Origin of the sequence: Methanobacterium sp. CWC-01, assembly GCF_030323845.1 — an archaeon.
In the GTDB taxonomy this organism is placed as follows: Archaea; Methanobacteriota; Methanobacteria; order Methanobacteriales; family Methanobacteriaceae; genus Methanobacterium; species Methanobacterium aridiramus.
The window spans coordinates 803,802-818,680 of record NZ_CP040735.1 but is presented as its reverse complement, the minus strand read 5'-3'; the positions used below and the strand labels follow the sequence as shown (position 1 = coordinate 818,680).

Genomic DNA, 14,879 nt, shown 5'->3' with positions numbered 1-14,879 from the left:
GTAAAATTTAGAATAGGTAAAAGAAAGTCAAGGATTTAAGTTATTCCTCGTCCTTAGCTTCCATGATACAACATGCACCGTCAGCACATTCATGTTCCACTTCCACCAGGAAGTCCTTCATCTTCGCCACATCGATGGTGGTCAATCCCTTGATCATGTCACTGTCAATTTTTATCTGTATAACACCTTCATTGTTAGTGACCACTTTTCCTGGAATGTAACATCTTCCCAGGGATAGTCTTACGGTGTCGCCAGCTTTCACTTCATTTTCAATGTATTCACATATCTCGTCACAAGTGGCGCACACGTTTTTCACATCTGCCATATTATTCACCTTCTTTAAATTAATTAGAGTTTAATTATAGTTTTTTAAAAAAAATTAACCTTCAAGTTATACTTTAGTATGTTGGTATTATATGTTTGAATCATTGGTTTTATGTTTAAGGCAGGGGAATTAAAATTCTTCCATATCTTCCACATTCATCATGGTCTCCACGGCTTTAGCTTCCACTGGTATTCCGGATTCTTTAACGGCAGCAATAGGGTTTAAACCACCAGGAGCCACGATACCCACATGGTAACGCTCTACCTTGGCATTATAAATTAGTTCACTGGGTTTACCAACGTTGAGTATGGAAAATCCGGCCTCTTCCACACCTTCCAGGACGTCCAGTGCATCTGGCCGGGCCACATATGGAATTTCTTTGAGACTGGCCAGTATCCTACCGCCTTTATCCAGCGAACTAATGACTGAGGTCATGCCCTTGGATAGGTATATCTCGTGGGGGTCCAGGGATGAACCGCTGTAAGCGGTAAATTCAATAAAACGGGGAACTTTCCCTTCTGTTTCAAGTATACCACCATACTGGGGTGAAGACGCGATTCCATGCTTGGTGAGGATACCATCAATTGTTAGGCTGCAGACGGTGGCTATTCCCTTTTTATCACCGGGACCGTCCACTATCTGATAGTAACTGCTGGTGCAGTACTCTGGTCGGGATATCATCACCTGGTCAAATATATCCAGGGCATCATCCACCTTTTCCTCGTCCACGAAGGAAATGTTGGCAATAACCTGACCCTTGTGGGTTTCCAGATCGAAATCCACCTTTTGAATTAGATTCCATGCTCTGGAAAGTAGAAACTTAACTTTTTGGGGTTTACTGGCCGAGGGTGGTTTTAGTATTGATTTGGGAGTCACCAGAGATTTCATCTGGGTGAATTCCATGTTATTTTCTGCAGTTTTTATGTTAACATCGAAACCGGCCTCTTTAGCAGCGCAAAGTGGTGCAATTCCTCCGATCACTGCAATACCCACCATATCGTTGTCTACCGGAATTCCCAGCACATTCTCCCCTTCTTCCCCCATTTTTAAAAGACCAGATATTCCGATTTTTATTAATTCTCCGAATAGTTCTTGGGCTTTATCCCGGGCGGCACCGGGGATGAGCCTGAAATTGGCAGGAATACTGCCCCGGCCTTCAGACATGACCTTTAAAACCGAGGTCATTTCCCGGTCGGTAAAGGCTTCCAGAGGGGTCATGGATGTTTTTTTGTAGGCAATCAATTCTGTGAATCTCTGGGGACTGTAATCTTCAACTTTAACCAGACCACCGTAGCGGGGTACCACTGGAATTCCGGCCTTCAGTAACATACCATCGATGGTGGTCCCACACACCGTTTCCAATTTAACCAGGTTAGATGCCGGTTCCGGTTGGTTAATTTTGATAAAAGGACTTACTGCTATTCCTTTTTCGAATGCAGAACTAATTATTCCATAATTTCCTGTTGGTAGTTAAAGGTAGAGCTGTTGACCACCACATTACCCTGGCCCGAGCTAGGATCCAGGGTGGTCTGGTACATCATGTCCTCAAATTTGGAAAAAATAAAATCTACTTGATCATAAATAAGGCCCTTTTCGAGTTCTTTGAGGCCTTCTAGAGTGATTCGGCGTCCAGCGTAACCTATACGTTCTGTGAATCCTTTTTCATCCAATATCCGCATATGGTATCGAACTGCTCTCTCTCCAAGGTCATATCCTTTATTTTTAAGGCCTTCGGCTATGGTTTTGGCACCCAGAACATCTTCTCGGTCCGCCAGAATCCTTAAAATCTCCATCATCTTGCGGTCTGTTTCCTGTGGCATTACCTCACCATCTTATTTCTGTTTTAAGTTGTAGGAGGAGAGTTTAAATACTTTTTTAAAACAAAACCAAATTCAATAAAAATAAATAAAAAAGAAATAGGGGGTTAGATTTGCAGATACTTGTCCTGCTCGTACCGGAATACTTGGATACGGTAATCATCCCATTCTTTTCTTTTTAACTGGTAAAATTGTGGGTATATATGTTCGCCCAGGGCGTTTTTAATAACTTCATCCTTCTCCAGGGCATGATACGCTTCCCATAGGCTGGAAGGTAAGGTTTTGATCCCCATTTCCTCCAGACCGGACTCGTCCAGTCCGAACACGTCGATTTCCACTGGTTCTCCAGGGTCCACTTTATTTTTGATACCATCCATTCCTGCTTCCAGCATAGCTGCGAAAGCTAAATAGGGGTTACAGGATGGGTCTGGGCAACGGAACTCTATACGGGTTCCTTTACCGCGTGAAGCGGGCACCCTAACCAGGGTGGAACGATTCTTAAGTCCATAGGAGATGTACACAGGGGCTTCGTATCCGGGTACCAATCTTTTATAGGAGTTGATGGTGGGAGCTACCACGCAAGCCAGGGCAGGGGAGTGCTTTAGGAGACCTCCCATAAAGTACATGGCTTCCTGGGAGAGTTGATTTTTCCCTTCAGGATCGTAGAAAAGGTTTTCGCTATGTTTAAAGAGGCTCTGGTGACAGTGCATACCACTACCGTTTTCTCCAAAGAACGGTTTGGGCATAAAAGTTACTAAGTAACCCATTTTGTCCACGATAGCCTTAATAGCCTGTTTAAAAGTTATTACTGCGTCGGCAGTCTTTAAAGCATCGTCAAACTTGAAACTGATTTCGTGCTGACCAGGAGCTACTTCGTGGTGGCTTGCTTCTACTTCAAACTTCAGTTCTTCCAGTCCCAGAACCAGTTCACGACGCATGTCAGTTCCCTGATCCACAGGTTCTACATCGAAGTATACACCATTATCGTGGGGGTGTATCCGTCCATCTTCATCTTTTTCTACGATGAAAAACTCGGGTTCAGGCCCCACATTGTATTCGTAACCATCATTTTTCGCTTTTTCCAGGGTCCTTTTCAATATGTACCGTGGATCTCCTTCGAAGGGCTTTCCATCCGGCCAGTAGATGTCACATATAAATCTGCACACTCCCTTCTCTTCTGGCCTCCAGGGGAGGTGGGAGAAGGTTTCTGGGTCTGGTTTAATGATCAAGTCACTTTCGTTGATATTCACGAAACCGGCCACTGATGAACCATCGAAGAGAAGTCCGTCTTTTAATATATCTTCCATATCATCTGGTTTAACCAGGGGAACTGCCATGTTTTTGGGAGTTCCGTGTATGTCTACAAACTGCAGCCGCACAAATTTAGTGCCGCATCTTTCTATTTCTTGGATTACCTTTCCAATCTTATCTTCCATAGAGTAAACCTCCGTGAGAATTACACCGGAAAGATGTTTCCTTTTACTGGTATATAAAGACTGTGGTGGGACATCCATCTTATCAAAAATGTTAAAAAAAATAATCCGAGAAATTATAACTGGACCAGTGAAAAGGGATTCTTCTTTAGAAGGTCGAATACCAGCATATCCGGGGCTAAAACTGGTGAACCCCTGGCGGTGATAATCTTCATGACTTCAAAGGCCTGTATACAACCCACTATATTGGGCACCGAAGAAATGCTGGGTGGTACTTCCTGGTTCAGTTTTGCCACGGCTTCCCTTACCGCGGAGGTTAAGTCTTTTCCATGGGAGGGTAATTGGAACATTTCCTCATAGGAAACTGTCCTGGGAGTGAAAGTAGTTATCTGGCCCTGTGTTCCGTGGATTGCTCCGTGTACAAAGGGAATATTTTTTTTTAGTGCTTCTCTACCCACTATAATCCGGGACAAGAGGTTGTCCAGGGCATCAATTACAATGGAGCAACCATCCAGGAGGGATGATACATTATCCGCAGTCAACTCCTGGGAGAATGCTTCCACTTGCATCAGGGGGTTAATTTTTTGGAGTGCCTCCCGAGTAACTTCTGCTTTTAAACGACCAATGTTACTTAAATCGCTCATTAATTGCCGGTTTAGATTGGAAAGTTCGAAATAATCTTTATCTATAACTTTAATTTTCCCAACACCCATACGGGCCAGCATTTCAGCTGCAGCACCTCCAATACCTCCGCAACCCACCACGAGTACTTGGCAATTTTTCAGAAGAAGTTGTTCTTCTCTACTGATGATTTCCTTTTGACGGTCCAGCATCTGCCAGTATTCCGATTCCTTGTATTTCCTAGTCATTCCCTCACACTCTTTTTTAGAAAATATTACCTTGGTTAAACTATTGGTGACGGTGGTAAAAATTACTATTGGGCTATGGAGGCTAGCAGAAATCTTTAAATATATCCTTCCCCACTTTCAATATATCAAAATTATATATATCAAATTTTGACATATGGAGTCGGTGTTATGAATCGAGTTATAAAAGGCATGAAATCTTATTTAACTGACTGGAAAAATCTTCTAACTCACACCATTATAGGAATTGTATTGTTGTGGTTTGCTCTTTTTGCCCCTATCAGTCCTTATATCCGAATTGGAGTATTAGGGGTGGTAGTGGCCTTTAATGTAATCAGAATGCGTTATTTAAAGTAATTTAAGAGTTTATATTCTTGAAGTCTATCCTTCTAATTATAATTTAAAAGAAAGAAATGTTTTTGATGAAGTGCCGGGGGCGGGATTCGAACCCGCGACCTTACGGTATCCCAGGAATAAGTCAGAGCATTGCTTAATACCCTATGAGCCGTACGCTCTAACCAACTGAGCCACCCCGGCATGGCTTATATGGTGTTCATTCTCATCTCTCTTAAAGTTTTCTATGGTCTGAATATTCTTATAAACTAAAGGTTTACTACCATTTAGGATGATAGATCAAGTTGGTGACTAACGTGGATGAACATGTAATGGAAGCCCTAGGAAGGGCCCGAATTGTCATAAAAAACGGCAGAGTGGTGGAGGTGGGAGATCCACAAATCAAATACTGCCCTCTTTTCCACAAGTACCGGGGAATAGAGAAAATAGATCCTCAGGCCATAGAAGAGAATATGAACTTCCGGATAGAGGACTTTGGAATGTGCACCCCGCAGCGAAAACTAAAAATGAATGATTTTCTGTCCTTTGGTATTTCCGAGACTCTGGGCACACTTCTCGAGGAAGATATGATTGAATGTGCGGTTATCGTGTGCGAAGGCTGTGGCACGGTAATAATCGAAGATCCGGAGTTAATCCAGGGTATTGGCGGTCGGATATCTGGAATCATCAGCACTTCCCCCATTCCAGAGATCATCAACGTATTGGGCGCGGATAAAGTATTAGATACCAAGAATGCTGAAATAAACCAGGTTAATGGGGTTTTAAAAGCCATCAAACAGGGTTACCATAAAATTACCGTTACCGTGGCCAGCGCTGCCGACGCTCGGGAGTTAAGAGAGATTGAAAGGGAAAATCCGGGAGTTGATATCTATATATTTGCAGTGCACACCACCGGTATTCGCAGAGATGAAGCGGCAGAGCTTTTTAAACATGCCGACGTAATCACCAGCTGCGCTTCTAAACATCTACGAGAACTGGCGAACCAGAACCAAGTATTTTCGGTGGGTGCTTCCATACCCATCTACGCTGCCACTGATAATGGTGAGAAGTTCCTTAAAATTAGAATTGAAAAGATAGGGGGATTAAAGGAAAAAAAGAACCCCAGAATACCTGATCCATTGATTTAGTATTTACTGTGAGAATTGGGATCATCATCCAGGCCGGCCAGGGCCCTTATCAGGGAGCTTTGGGTTATAAGTCCAATTAAATTTCCATCATCAACCACTGGTATCCTCTGATAACCTTTATCAGCCATTATGCGGGTAATATCCATGATGGGTGTTTCTTTTTCCACTACTTTAAGATCCTTACTCATCAGATCATCAACCTTAAGTCCCAGGGCTTCGCCGCCGGCCAATAATATATCCCGATGAGTTATAATGCCCACTAATTTTTTTTCATCAACCACTGGAAGCCCCCCCACGTTGCAGCGCATCATTTTGAGCTTGGCTGCAGCTACCAAGTCATGGGGAGATGTTACCTGTACTTCCTGGATCATGATATCCTGGGCCAGAAGCTTCTCTATCATAAAGTTATTTCTATCTCGGTTCTATATTAAACTGAGGGATAAAAATTGACACAGATGGAACAAGCCAGAAAAGGCCAGTTAACCGATCAAATCCGAAAAATTGCAGATATAGAAGGTATAAGTTCCCAAAAATTGCTAAAAAGAGTTGCAACTGGAAAAATAGTCATCCCCTGTAACATTAACCGTTATACATCTCCCCTGGGTGTTGGTAAAGGACTAACCACCAAGATCAATGCCAATGTGGGTTCTTCTCCAGAATTGGAGGACCCCCAGCAGGAGGTGAAAAAGGCTCTCCTGGCCGTGGAATACGGGGCCCATACCGTAATGGATCTGAGCACCGGTCCCCGATTTAGAGAAGTAAGACGAGCCATAATGGATGCTACTAAAGCTCCCATTGGCACCGTACCCATATATCAGGCCGGTATAATCGCTTCTAAAAATAAAGGGGCGGTGGTTGACATGGATGAGGATGATATGTTTTCGGCCATTGAAGAACAGGCTCGTGAAGGAGTGGACTTCATGACCATTCACTGCGGGATCACCCGGGACACCGTGGAGAAGACTCAAAAGTCAAAAAGGACCATGGGTATTGTTAGTAGGGGAGGGGCCTTTCTTGCAGCTTGGATAATCCACAATCAACAAGAAAATCCTCTTTTTCAAAATTATGATTATCTACTGGAAATTGCACGAGAGCACGATGTTACCATCTCACTGGGGGATGGTTTACGCCCGGGATGTCTGGCTGATGCTTCCGACATCCCCCAAATGGCAGAACTGAATATTCTGGGGGAATTAGTCCAGCGCGCACGTGAGGCAGGTGTGCAGGTGATGGTGGAAGGTCCAGGGCACGTTCCCCTAAATCAAATAAATGCCAACATGCAGATTCAGAAAACAGTCTGTAAAGAGGCACCTTTTTATGTTTTGGGCCCTATTGTAACAGATCTGGCCCCTGGTTATGACCATATAACTTCTGCCATAGGTGGTGCTATTGCAGCTAGTTCTGGCGCTGATTTTCTCTGCTACGTAACCCCAGCCGAACATCTGTCCATTCCCAACCTCCATGAAGTTAAAGAAGGAGTAATAGCTTCTAGAATTGCTGCACAGGCAGCGGATGTGGCGTTGGGAATTGATAGTGCCTGGGATCATGAAATGAAAATGGCCCATGCCCGAAAAAACTTCAACTGGGATAAACAGTTTCGATTGGCATTTGATCCGGAGAAGCCTAGAAAATGCAGGGAGAGGAACGCATCGTCAACTAGAGACATGTGTACCATGTGTGGGGAGTTCTGTGCCCTGCGAATGGTGAGAGATAACCTTTAAAAAAAGTTCGTCATTAAAAACTATTAATAATCTATTTCCATAAAATAGATTAAGGCCTGTAAATAGGAGGGAAAGATATGGATCTTCAGCATGTTAATGGGGAAAATAAAGGTAAACTTGTTTTATTTGCGTTGAGTACCTGCGGCTGGTGTAATAAAACCAGGATGCTCATCGAGGAATTAGGTGCTGAGTACGATTATATTTATGTGGATCTTCTACAGGGTGCTGATCGAAATGAGGCAGTAGAAGCTCTTAAAATCTGGAATCCACAATTATCTTTCCCCACTTTGGTCATTAATGACCAGGAATGTATAGTGGGATTTGACCAGGATAAAATCAGGGAGATTATAGGGTGAGTTCTGAAGAAGTTGAGAAATATTATCAGGACCTAAAAAAGGAGATAGAAGAATCAGGTTACCACTTCAGCCCGGATGAGGAATTCGTCAGGGAACTTCTTGAAAGTATTCTCACTAACAAAGATCGCTATGGATATGAAGCCTGCCCCTGTCGCCTGGCTTCTGGCAACAAAGAAGAGGACCTGGATATAATATGTCCCTGTGACTATCGAGATCCCGACCTGGGAGAATATGATGCCTGTTACTGTGGTTTATACGTCTCCGAAAAAATAGTGAAGGGTGAGAAGAAATTCACTCCCATACCAGAACGACGACCCGGCCCAGATGAACGGGCCAAGGCCATGGAGGTGATAAGAGATTTTAAATCAGATTTAAAATTTCCTGTTTGGCGCTGTCGAGTTTGTGGATATCTATGTGCCCGGTATAAACCTCCAGAAATATGTCCCATCTGTAAAGTTGGAAAGGAACGTTTTGAGAGATTCATGTAATTATGAGCATAAGTATGAACTTTGCATGAGGTGAGCAAAAAAGCATAAAACGTATAATATTGAACTGACAAAAATTACATAGATATTAGCTCATAGTCTGCGGTGGTTAATGTGGATATGGATCACATGTTTGAACTTTACGAGCAGGTTAAGGACGATGTGAAGTTCTTTATAGCCTCGGATGTTCGTGCGAAAATAATTATAAGTTTAAAAGATGGCTCTAAAAATCTGGCTGATCTAAGGAAAGACATTCATCTTAGTTCATCCACCATCCTGCATGGTATGAGTCAACTGGAAGAAAAGAATTTAATCTTTCGTGAGTCGGGGAATTACTCTCTCTCACAGAAGGGTGAAATAGCGGCTTATAAATTGATAGATCTTGTTAAATCAGTTTATTCGCTAAATAAATTGCAGAGTTTATTTTTACATCATGATATAACTGCAATTCCCACCACCCTTTTCAAGGATATTGGTTGTCTGGAGAATTCATTAATTATCAAGGCCACTGAAACTGACATCATGAAGCCCCAGGACGTCAGGCTGGCAATGATATCTAAAAGTAACAATATTAAACATCTATCCTCAGTTTTTGATCTTTCAACCACCCAAATATTTTTAAACGCCCTTGAAAAGGGCGGAAAGGTTGAACTGATTCTAACCAATGGCATAATGGAAAAATTCGTGGAAACCATTGATAAACAGGCCCTTCAGAAGTGGGTTAAAAAGGGCAGTCTCAAATTAATGAAACTGGATGATGATGTCAAGATATCATTAACCATTGGAGACGATTTCATGACCATGGGCTTATTTTCAACCAGTGGGGCTTACGACCTTAATGTAGCTCTTATAAGTCAAGAAAAGGATGCATTATCATGGGGGGAATCTCTTTACGAGTACCACCTCCAAAAAACCTCAAAACAACCTTTATAATCAGTAATATTAATTTTTAGGCGGTTTTATATGAACGACCACAAGAAAAAAACCCCAAAAAACCTGGAAAAACTAAATGATTCATTGCTGGGAACTGATGAAAAATACACGGCACTTTTTAACTCTAATCCTACCTACAACTTCATAATTAGCTTGGATGGAAATATCATCGATCTTAATGAACAAGCGGCCCAAATCAGTTCCACTAGAGACGATATAATTGGCAAAAATTTCACAGAGCTGGAACATATTTTTGGAGAAGGAGAGGATCCTAACAAATACAAGGAGATATTATCCTTATTCCTGGCAGGTATTGATGTAGAACCAGTTGAAATAAAAATTAAGGATAAGAGTGGTTCTAATAGATGGCTGGAGCTATATCCTTCCCTACTTGAAAAGGAGGGGGAACCGGTTTTGGTACAAATCGTGGCCCAGGATGTGACTGCCAGAAAAGAAGCGGAAATGCAACTGGAATTCCAGAGTTACATCCTGAAAAATGTCCTGGAACCAGTGGTGGTTACTGATCTTGAAGGTAATATAACCTACTGGAACCAGGCTGCCGAATCAACCTTTGGTTATCCTTCCGAAGAGATGAAAGGGCATAGTATTGCCATTATTTTCCCCAACATAGATGAAGAGGGGCTTCTAAAGATTTTAGATTACCAGGCTAGAAGTAAAGGAAGTGTTGAGTATCAGTGCCAGAAAAAAACCGGCCCTCTTCTATGGATGCAGATCAGCACCAATCCTCAGCTAGACTATAAAGGGGATGTTTTAGGTTATATAAACGTTTTTAATGATATAACATCTATAAAAAAGGCTGAAGAAGAATTAAAAGAATCTTTAAGCGAAAAAGAGATGTTACTTGGTGAGATAAATAAACGGCTTAAGAACTACATGCAGATGATAGCCGGTCTTCTCGAATTACAATCCATCTATCTGGAAAATGTAGAGGGTAGTGCAACTCTTCATGAAGGACAAAACAGGCTAAAGGCCATGTTATTAATCCACGAAGGACTTTCCAAGTCTGATGATCTGGCCCTAATCGACTTCACCCGATTCGTCAAGAAACTTAAAAAACAGTTAATGGACATCTATGACCTGGAGGATGATCAGGTAAATCTAAAAACCAGGTTAGATGGTATAATGCTCGACATAGACACTGCCATACCCTGTGGACTCATCGTTAATGAACTTTTAACTCAGTCATTTAAGAATGCTGCCAATGATAGGTCTCTGGATATGAATCTAACTTTAGGACTCGACAGCTCGGGACATTATAAATTAAGATATGAAGATACTTCTGAAGGTCTCTCCGGAGGACTAATCACCAAGAATGGTGATAGCGTGATTATTCTGCGAACTCTGGTGAATCAAATCGAAGGAGATATTCAAATATCTCCCAACCAGCCAGTGGTGGAAATTTCCTGGTTCAATCCAGAATATTTGGAGCTTTTATAACCACCCTATCTTTTTTTAAAACTAAACCAGGACGTACTTGTAAGACCGTACCATTTTATTGTGCAGGGGAAACAATTGACGGATAAGATGCTTTATACAAAGTTGGTGGAAGTCTACGAGGCACTTAACTCCACCACCAAACGGCTGGAAAAGACGGAAATACTGGCTGATTTTCTAAAATTAATAGGGGAAAACGAACCACATATCCTCCCACCTGTGACCTTGATGTCCATGGGCCGAATATTCCCTACCTGGAGTCAGAAAGAACTGGGAATAGGATCCAAACTACTCATGAAAGCCATTGCCTCTGCTGTAGGAGTAACTCCTGGTGAGGTAGAAGACCAGGTTCGTGAAACCGGGGACATAGGTCTGGCTTCAGAAAAGCTTTTCCGTAGAAAAAGCCAAGTTACTCTGTTCACCCGTCCTCTGACCATATTAAAGGTTTACAAAGATCTGGTGAAAATAGCAGATATTTCCGGTGGAAGATCTCAATATAAAAAGATAGATATCCTCATGGGACTGCTATCATCTGCATCTTCTTTTGAAGCTAAATACATAACCCGGACGGTGATTGAGGAATTGCGGGTGGGGGTTGGTGAGGGGACTATTAAAGATGCCATCTCTCAAGCCTTTCATATACCTAAAGAAGTCATTGAAAGGTCTCACATGTTAACCAACGACCTGGGTCTGGTGGCGGCTGTTTCCAGGGAAGAGGGAGAAGAAGGTCTGAAAAAGCTTTCATTAAAACCTGGTAAACCGGTAAAACCCATGTTAGCCCAGTTATCTCCCGGAATTGGGGAAACTGTTAAAGAAATGGGGTGGGCCATTTGCGAGACTAAGTACGATGGTATCCGGGTGCAGATACATCGTAAAGGTGAAGATATAGAGATTTATACCCGTAGATTAGAAAATATATCCCTGGCTTTACCTGAAATCGTTTCCTACATTCGGGAATCACTCCCAGCCGAGGACTTCATTGTGGAAGGTGAAATAATTGTCACCCGAGACGGTAAACCCATCTCTTTCCAGTATATTTTACAACGGGTACGTCGAAAGTACGATATCGAACGCATGGTAGACCAGATTCCTCTCACCCTCTACCTGTTTGATACTCTCTACTTTGGTAACAATCTCATTGACACTCCCTTTCGCCGTAGAAGGGAAATACTAGAGTCTATTGTCCGGATATATCCTGGGAAGGTGGAAATCTCCAGGCAGGTCAAAGTCACACCTTCTGACATTGAAAAGGCCCAGAAACTCTTCGAAGACTCCATTAATGAGGGACATGAGGGGATCATGATTAAGGATCCCGAAGCACCCTATATGCCTGGTATCCGTGGTAAGAAAATGCTCAAATTCAAGGCCGAACCAGAAACTCTGGATCTGGCCGTGGTGGGGGGAACTTATGGGAAAGGTAAACGGGCCCACTTTATTGGTTCCTACCTGTTGGCCTTGCAGGATGATGATAATCAGCTCCGTACCATCGCCCACGTGGCCACTGGCCTGGATGATAAGACCTTAGCCGAACTCTCACAATTGGTTGAGCCACTTATTACTAACCAGAAAGGTCGCACAGTAAGAATTGAGCCAAGAATAGTGCTTGAAATAGCCTTCAGCGAAATTGTAAAAAGTCCCGAATATGAAAGCGGATATTCCCTCCGGTTCCCGGTGGTTAAGGGCATACGTTATGATCTCAGCCCGGAGGATATTGACACCTTGGAGAGAATTGACTCCATGTTCAAAGGCTCCCAGAAATCCTGAACTAGTTCCATACCATAACCACAATTATTAATACTATCGAGTTATTAGTTATTACTGGTGTTGGTGTGGACGATGAAAAAATATTCAAAATAGCCCTATTAACGTCTCTAGTGGGAATGGTGGGTATGATATTTACCGCAGGATATATTGCCCCCCAGAAGGTTCGGATAGAAGATCTGAACCTGGGAATGATTGATAAAGAAGTTTCGGTGGAGGGGGTTGTGCAGGTTGTGAAAAGATCCAAAAACGGGGAAACTTACTTCTTAGATTTGAATGATGGGAGCGGCCGGCTCACTATAGTCATCTTTCAGTCCACCTCCCTTGATATGGAAAAAAACAACATAAACATCATGGGACTAAATCAAAGGCGCGTAAACGTTGTTGGAAATGTAGCTGAGTATCGTGGGGCCTTGGAACTAATACTGAAGGATTCTAAATCCCTGAAAATTCTGGCATGAATTAGTGGGGTGGTTATTTGCTGATAGCACTAGCTAAGTACCACTTCCAGGGTCCACACAATGCTGTGGAATGATATGTATATTTTTATCCAACTAAAACGAAATATAAGTCTACAATTATTATGGATTTTCTTAAAGGAAAATACACAAAACCGGAGTTATTTTGATGACAATGAAAAGATTATTCGGCACTTTTGGAGTTAGAAGGATTGCTAATGAGGTATTAACACCTGAATTTGCCTCTAAGTTGGCATCTGCCTATGGTACTGTAGTTAAGGGTAGAGTTGCAGTGGGAGGAGATCCAAGAACATCCACTCCCCTGATTAAACACGCAGTAATAGCTGGACTTCTATCTTCAGGTTGTCAAGTTATTGATTTAGGGATTTTACCTACTCCTGCTGTTCAGTATGCAGTTCGGAATTACTACGATGGTGGAGTGATAATCACAGCCTCACACAACCCTCCTCAATATAACGGCATCAAATTTGTGGATCAGGATGGTATAGGGATTGGGGAAGAGATGGAAATCGAGATTGAAGATATATTTTTTGATGATACTCCGGATCGGGTCTCTTGGGATGAAATTGGGGAAGTATCTTTTCTTCCGGGTATTGTTGATGAATATATAGAGCAGGTAATCCATCGTGTAGATAAAGAAGCCATAAATCAGGCTAATCTTAAGGTTATTGTGGACTGCGGCAGCGGGGCGGCGTGTGGAACCACACCCTACCTTTTAAGAAGATTAGGGTGTCAGGTGACTGCTCTGAACTGTCAACCAGATGGATTTTTCCCTGGTAGAGATCCGGAACCTACCGAGGACAATCTTCAGGGGCTTATCGCAACTGTGAAGGCTACGGGGGCTGATCTGGGAATAGCCCATGATGGGGATGCTGATCGTACCATCTGTATTGATGAAAATGGTGAATTTGTCATGGGCGATAAGACCTTTGCTCTGGTGGAAAAGTACTTGTTAAAGGAGAATCAGGGGGGAATAATTGTCACCACGGTGGCCACTTCCACTGCCATCTACGACATTGCCGAAGAGTTCCAGGGTGAAGTAATAGCCACTGCTGTGGGTGATCTTTTAGTGGCCCGGGAACTTAAAAACAGAGATGGGTTGTTTGGTGGAGAGGAAAATGGAGGGCTTATATTCCCGGACTTTGTATATGGCCGGGACGCAGCTTTATCCACTGCAAAAATCGTGGAAATAATGGCCCGAGAAAACAAACCACTATCGCAACTTATAACTGAGTTACCTGACTATGAATCGGTTAAAATGAAAGTAGAATGTCCTGATGAACTAAAAACCGAGATCATGGATAAAATTGCCAGAGAAACCAGTCAGTATCAGGTGGACACCACCGACGGAGTTAAAATATTCCGGGACGAGGGATGGCTGATTATACGCCCATCCGGAACGGAGCCCATATTCCGATGTTTTGCCGAGGCCAGAAACAAAGAAGATGCAAAGATGATGGCTGAATGGGGAATATCTCTGGTTAAAAAGTATTTATAGTCTTTTAATCCATTTTTTCCCTTTTTCTTTTATCTGGATCATCAAAATAAAAGCCATAAAACTCGGCACAGTAGTCACATAGGGGGAACTTGCCATAGCGATAACGACTGGCGTCATCCTGATTCATATCAAATTCTTTATGGCATAAATAGCAAATTTCCATCTTTACAGGTTTCTTATCTGCTTTTAACTTTCCACCTTGTCCATCTTTATTCTCTTTTATCTTCTTCACCATCCCCAATTTGATCATTCCATCACATATATCAAAA

General features: G+C 42.6%; 14 protein-coding genes, 1 tRNA gene and 1 pseudogene. 9 read left to right on the top strand and 7 right to left on the bottom strand.

Annotated features, from left to right (window positions below; translation table 11 throughout):
• Window positions 1-40: 40 nt before the first annotated feature.
• The 5 genes and pseudogenes from FGU46_RS04445 to FGU46_RS04425 form a co-directional block, all read right to left on the bottom strand.
• Window positions 41-325, bottom strand: a complete 285-nt coding sequence (locus tag FGU46_RS04445; RefSeq protein ID WP_286477257.1) for a DUF2097 domain-containing protein — start codon at window positions 323-325, stop codon at window positions 41-43.
• Between the two features lie 129 nt (window positions 326-454).
• A pseudogene (locus tag FGU46_RS04440) lies at window positions 455-2,145 on the bottom strand (NrpR regulatory domain-containing protein).
• A gap of 104 nt (window positions 2,146-2,249) precedes the next feature.
• Window positions 2,250-3,578 (bottom strand): type I glutamate--ammonia ligase, encoded by a 1,329-nt coding sequence (glnA, locus tag FGU46_RS04435; protein ID WP_286477249.1) that lies wholly within the window; start codon window positions 3,576-3,578, stop codon window positions 2,250-2,252.
• 113 nt (window positions 3,579-3,691) lie between these two features.
• Window positions 3,692-4,444: a HesA/MoeB/ThiF family protein gene (locus FGU46_RS04430; RefSeq protein ID WP_286477232.1), complete on the bottom strand. Its 753-nt coding sequence runs from the start codon at window positions 4,442-4,444 to the stop codon at window positions 3,692-3,694.
• 425 nt (window positions 4,445-4,869) lie between these two features.
• Window positions 4,870-4,978 (bottom strand) — tRNA-Met (locus FGU46_RS04425).
• Between the two features lie 113 nt (window positions 4,979-5,091).
• On the opposite strand from FGU46_RS04425, the gene FGU46_RS04420 reads away from it, so the two are divergent.
• Window positions 5,092-5,922 carry a methanogenesis marker 8 protein gene (locus FGU46_RS04420; RefSeq protein ID WP_286477224.1) on the top strand — a complete coding sequence of 277 codons (831 nt, stop codon included), beginning with the start codon at window positions 5,092-5,094 and terminating at the stop codon, window positions 5,920-5,922.
• Here the strand turns inward: FGU46_RS04420 and FGU46_RS04415 are convergent.
• The gene (locus FGU46_RS04415) at window positions 5,919-6,323 is read right to left on the bottom strand and encodes a CBS domain-containing protein (RefSeq protein ID WP_286477217.1); all 405 of its coding nucleotides are present in this window, start codon (window positions 6,321-6,323) and stop codon (window positions 5,919-5,921) included. The genes FGU46_RS04420 and FGU46_RS04415 overlap by 4 nt on opposite strands.
• Before the next feature lie 45 nt (window positions 6,324-6,368).
• Here FGU46_RS04415 and thiC point away from each other — a divergent pair, with 45 nt between their 5' ends.
• The 8 genes from thiC to glmM all read left to right on the top strand — a co-directional run bounded on the left by thiC (window position 6,369) and on the right by glmM (window position 14,610).
• On the top strand, window positions 6,369-7,643 hold the full coding sequence (thiC, locus tag FGU46_RS04410; protein ID WP_286477202.1) for a phosphomethylpyrimidine synthase: 1,275 nt from the start codon (window positions 6,369-6,371) through the stop codon (window positions 7,641-7,643).
• 77 nt (window positions 7,644-7,720) lie between these two features.
• A complete protein-coding gene (locus FGU46_RS04405; RefSeq protein ID WP_286477195.1) occupies window positions 7,721-7,999 on the top strand; it encodes a glutaredoxin family protein in 279 nt (92 codons plus the stop codon).
• Window positions 7,996-8,487: a ferredoxin-thioredoxin reductase catalytic domain-containing protein gene (locus FGU46_RS04400; RefSeq protein WP_286477180.1), complete on the top strand. Its 492-nt coding sequence runs from the start codon at window positions 7,996-7,998 to the stop codon at window positions 8,485-8,487. The genes FGU46_RS04405 and FGU46_RS04400 overlap by 4 nt, the downstream gene beginning before the upstream one ends.
• A 117-nt stretch (window positions 8,488-8,604) precedes the next feature.
• The gene (locus tag FGU46_RS04395; RefSeq protein WP_286477176.1) at window positions 8,605-9,417 is read left to right on the top strand and encodes a helix-turn-helix transcriptional regulator; all 813 of its coding nucleotides are present in this window, start codon (window positions 8,605-8,607) and stop codon (window positions 9,415-9,417) included.
• 30 nt (window positions 9,418-9,447) lie between these two features.
• The gene (locus FGU46_RS04390) at window positions 9,448-10,875 is read left to right on the top strand and encodes a PAS domain S-box protein (protein ID WP_286477170.1); all 1,428 of its coding nucleotides are present in this window, start codon (window positions 9,448-9,450) and stop codon (window positions 10,873-10,875) included.
• Between the two features lie 87 nt (window positions 10,876-10,962).
• Window positions 10,963-12,636, top strand: coding sequence for an ATP-dependent DNA ligase (locus tag FGU46_RS04385; RefSeq protein WP_286478548.1), 1,674 nt, complete (start codon window positions 10,963-10,965; stop codon window positions 12,634-12,636).
• A 65-nt stretch (window positions 12,637-12,701) separates the two neighbouring features.
• Window positions 12,702-13,094 (top strand): OB-fold nucleic acid binding domain-containing protein, encoded by a 393-nt coding sequence (locus FGU46_RS04380; protein ID WP_286477163.1) that lies wholly within the window; start codon window positions 12,702-12,704, stop codon window positions 13,092-13,094.
• A gap of 172 nt (window positions 13,095-13,266) precedes the next feature.
• Window positions 13,267-14,610, top strand: a complete 1,344-nt coding sequence (gene glmM, locus FGU46_RS04375) for a phosphoglucosamine mutase (protein ID WP_286478542.1) — start codon at window positions 13,267-13,269, stop codon at window positions 14,608-14,610.
• Between the two features lie 4 nt (window positions 14,611-14,614).
• On the opposite strand, the gene FGU46_RS04370 is transcribed toward glmM, so the two are convergent.
• Window positions 14,615-14,860: a hypothetical protein gene (locus FGU46_RS04370; protein WP_286477157.1), complete on the bottom strand. Its 246-nt coding sequence runs from the start codon at window positions 14,858-14,860 to the stop codon at window positions 14,615-14,617.
• Window positions 14,861-14,879: the final 19 nt, after the last annotated feature.

Bases quoted from the DNA above. Each gene is read 5' to 3' on its own strand.
- FGU46_RS04445 (WP_286477257.1), bottom strand. From the start codon at position 325: ATGGCAGATGTGAAAAACGTGTGCGCCACTTGTGACGAGATATGTGAA.
- glnA (WP_286477249.1), bottom strand. From the start codon at position 3,578: ATGGAAGATAAGATTGGAAAGGTAATCCAAGAAATAGAAAGATGCGGC.
- FGU46_RS04430 (WP_286477232.1), bottom strand. From the start codon at position 4,444: ATGACTAGGAAATACAAGGAATCGGAATACTGGCAGATGCTGGACCGT.
- FGU46_RS04415 (WP_286477217.1), bottom strand. From the start codon at position 6,323: ATGATAGAGAAGCTTCTGGCCCAGGATATCATGATCCAGGAAGTACAG.
- FGU46_RS04405 (WP_286477195.1), top strand. From the start codon at position 7,721: ATGGATCTTCAGCATGTTAATGGGGAAAATAAAGGTAAACTTGTTTTA.
- FGU46_RS04395 (WP_286477176.1), top strand. From the start codon at position 8,605: ATGGATCACATGTTTGAACTTTACGAGCAGGTTAAGGACGATGTGAAG.
- FGU46_RS04390 (WP_286477170.1), top strand. From the start codon at position 9,448: ATGAACGACCACAAGAAAAAAACCCCAAAAAACCTGGAAAAACTAAAT.
- FGU46_RS04385 (WP_286478548.1), top strand. From the start codon at position 10,963: ATGCTTTATACAAAGTTGGTGGAAGTCTACGAGGCACTTAACTCCACC.
- glmM (WP_286478542.1), top strand. From the start codon at position 13,267: ATGAAAAGATTATTCGGCACTTTTGGAGTTAGAAGGATTGCTAATGAG.
- FGU46_RS04370 (WP_286477157.1), bottom strand. From the start codon at position 14,860: ATGATCAAATTGGGGATGGTGAAGAAGATAAAAGAGAATAAAGATGGA.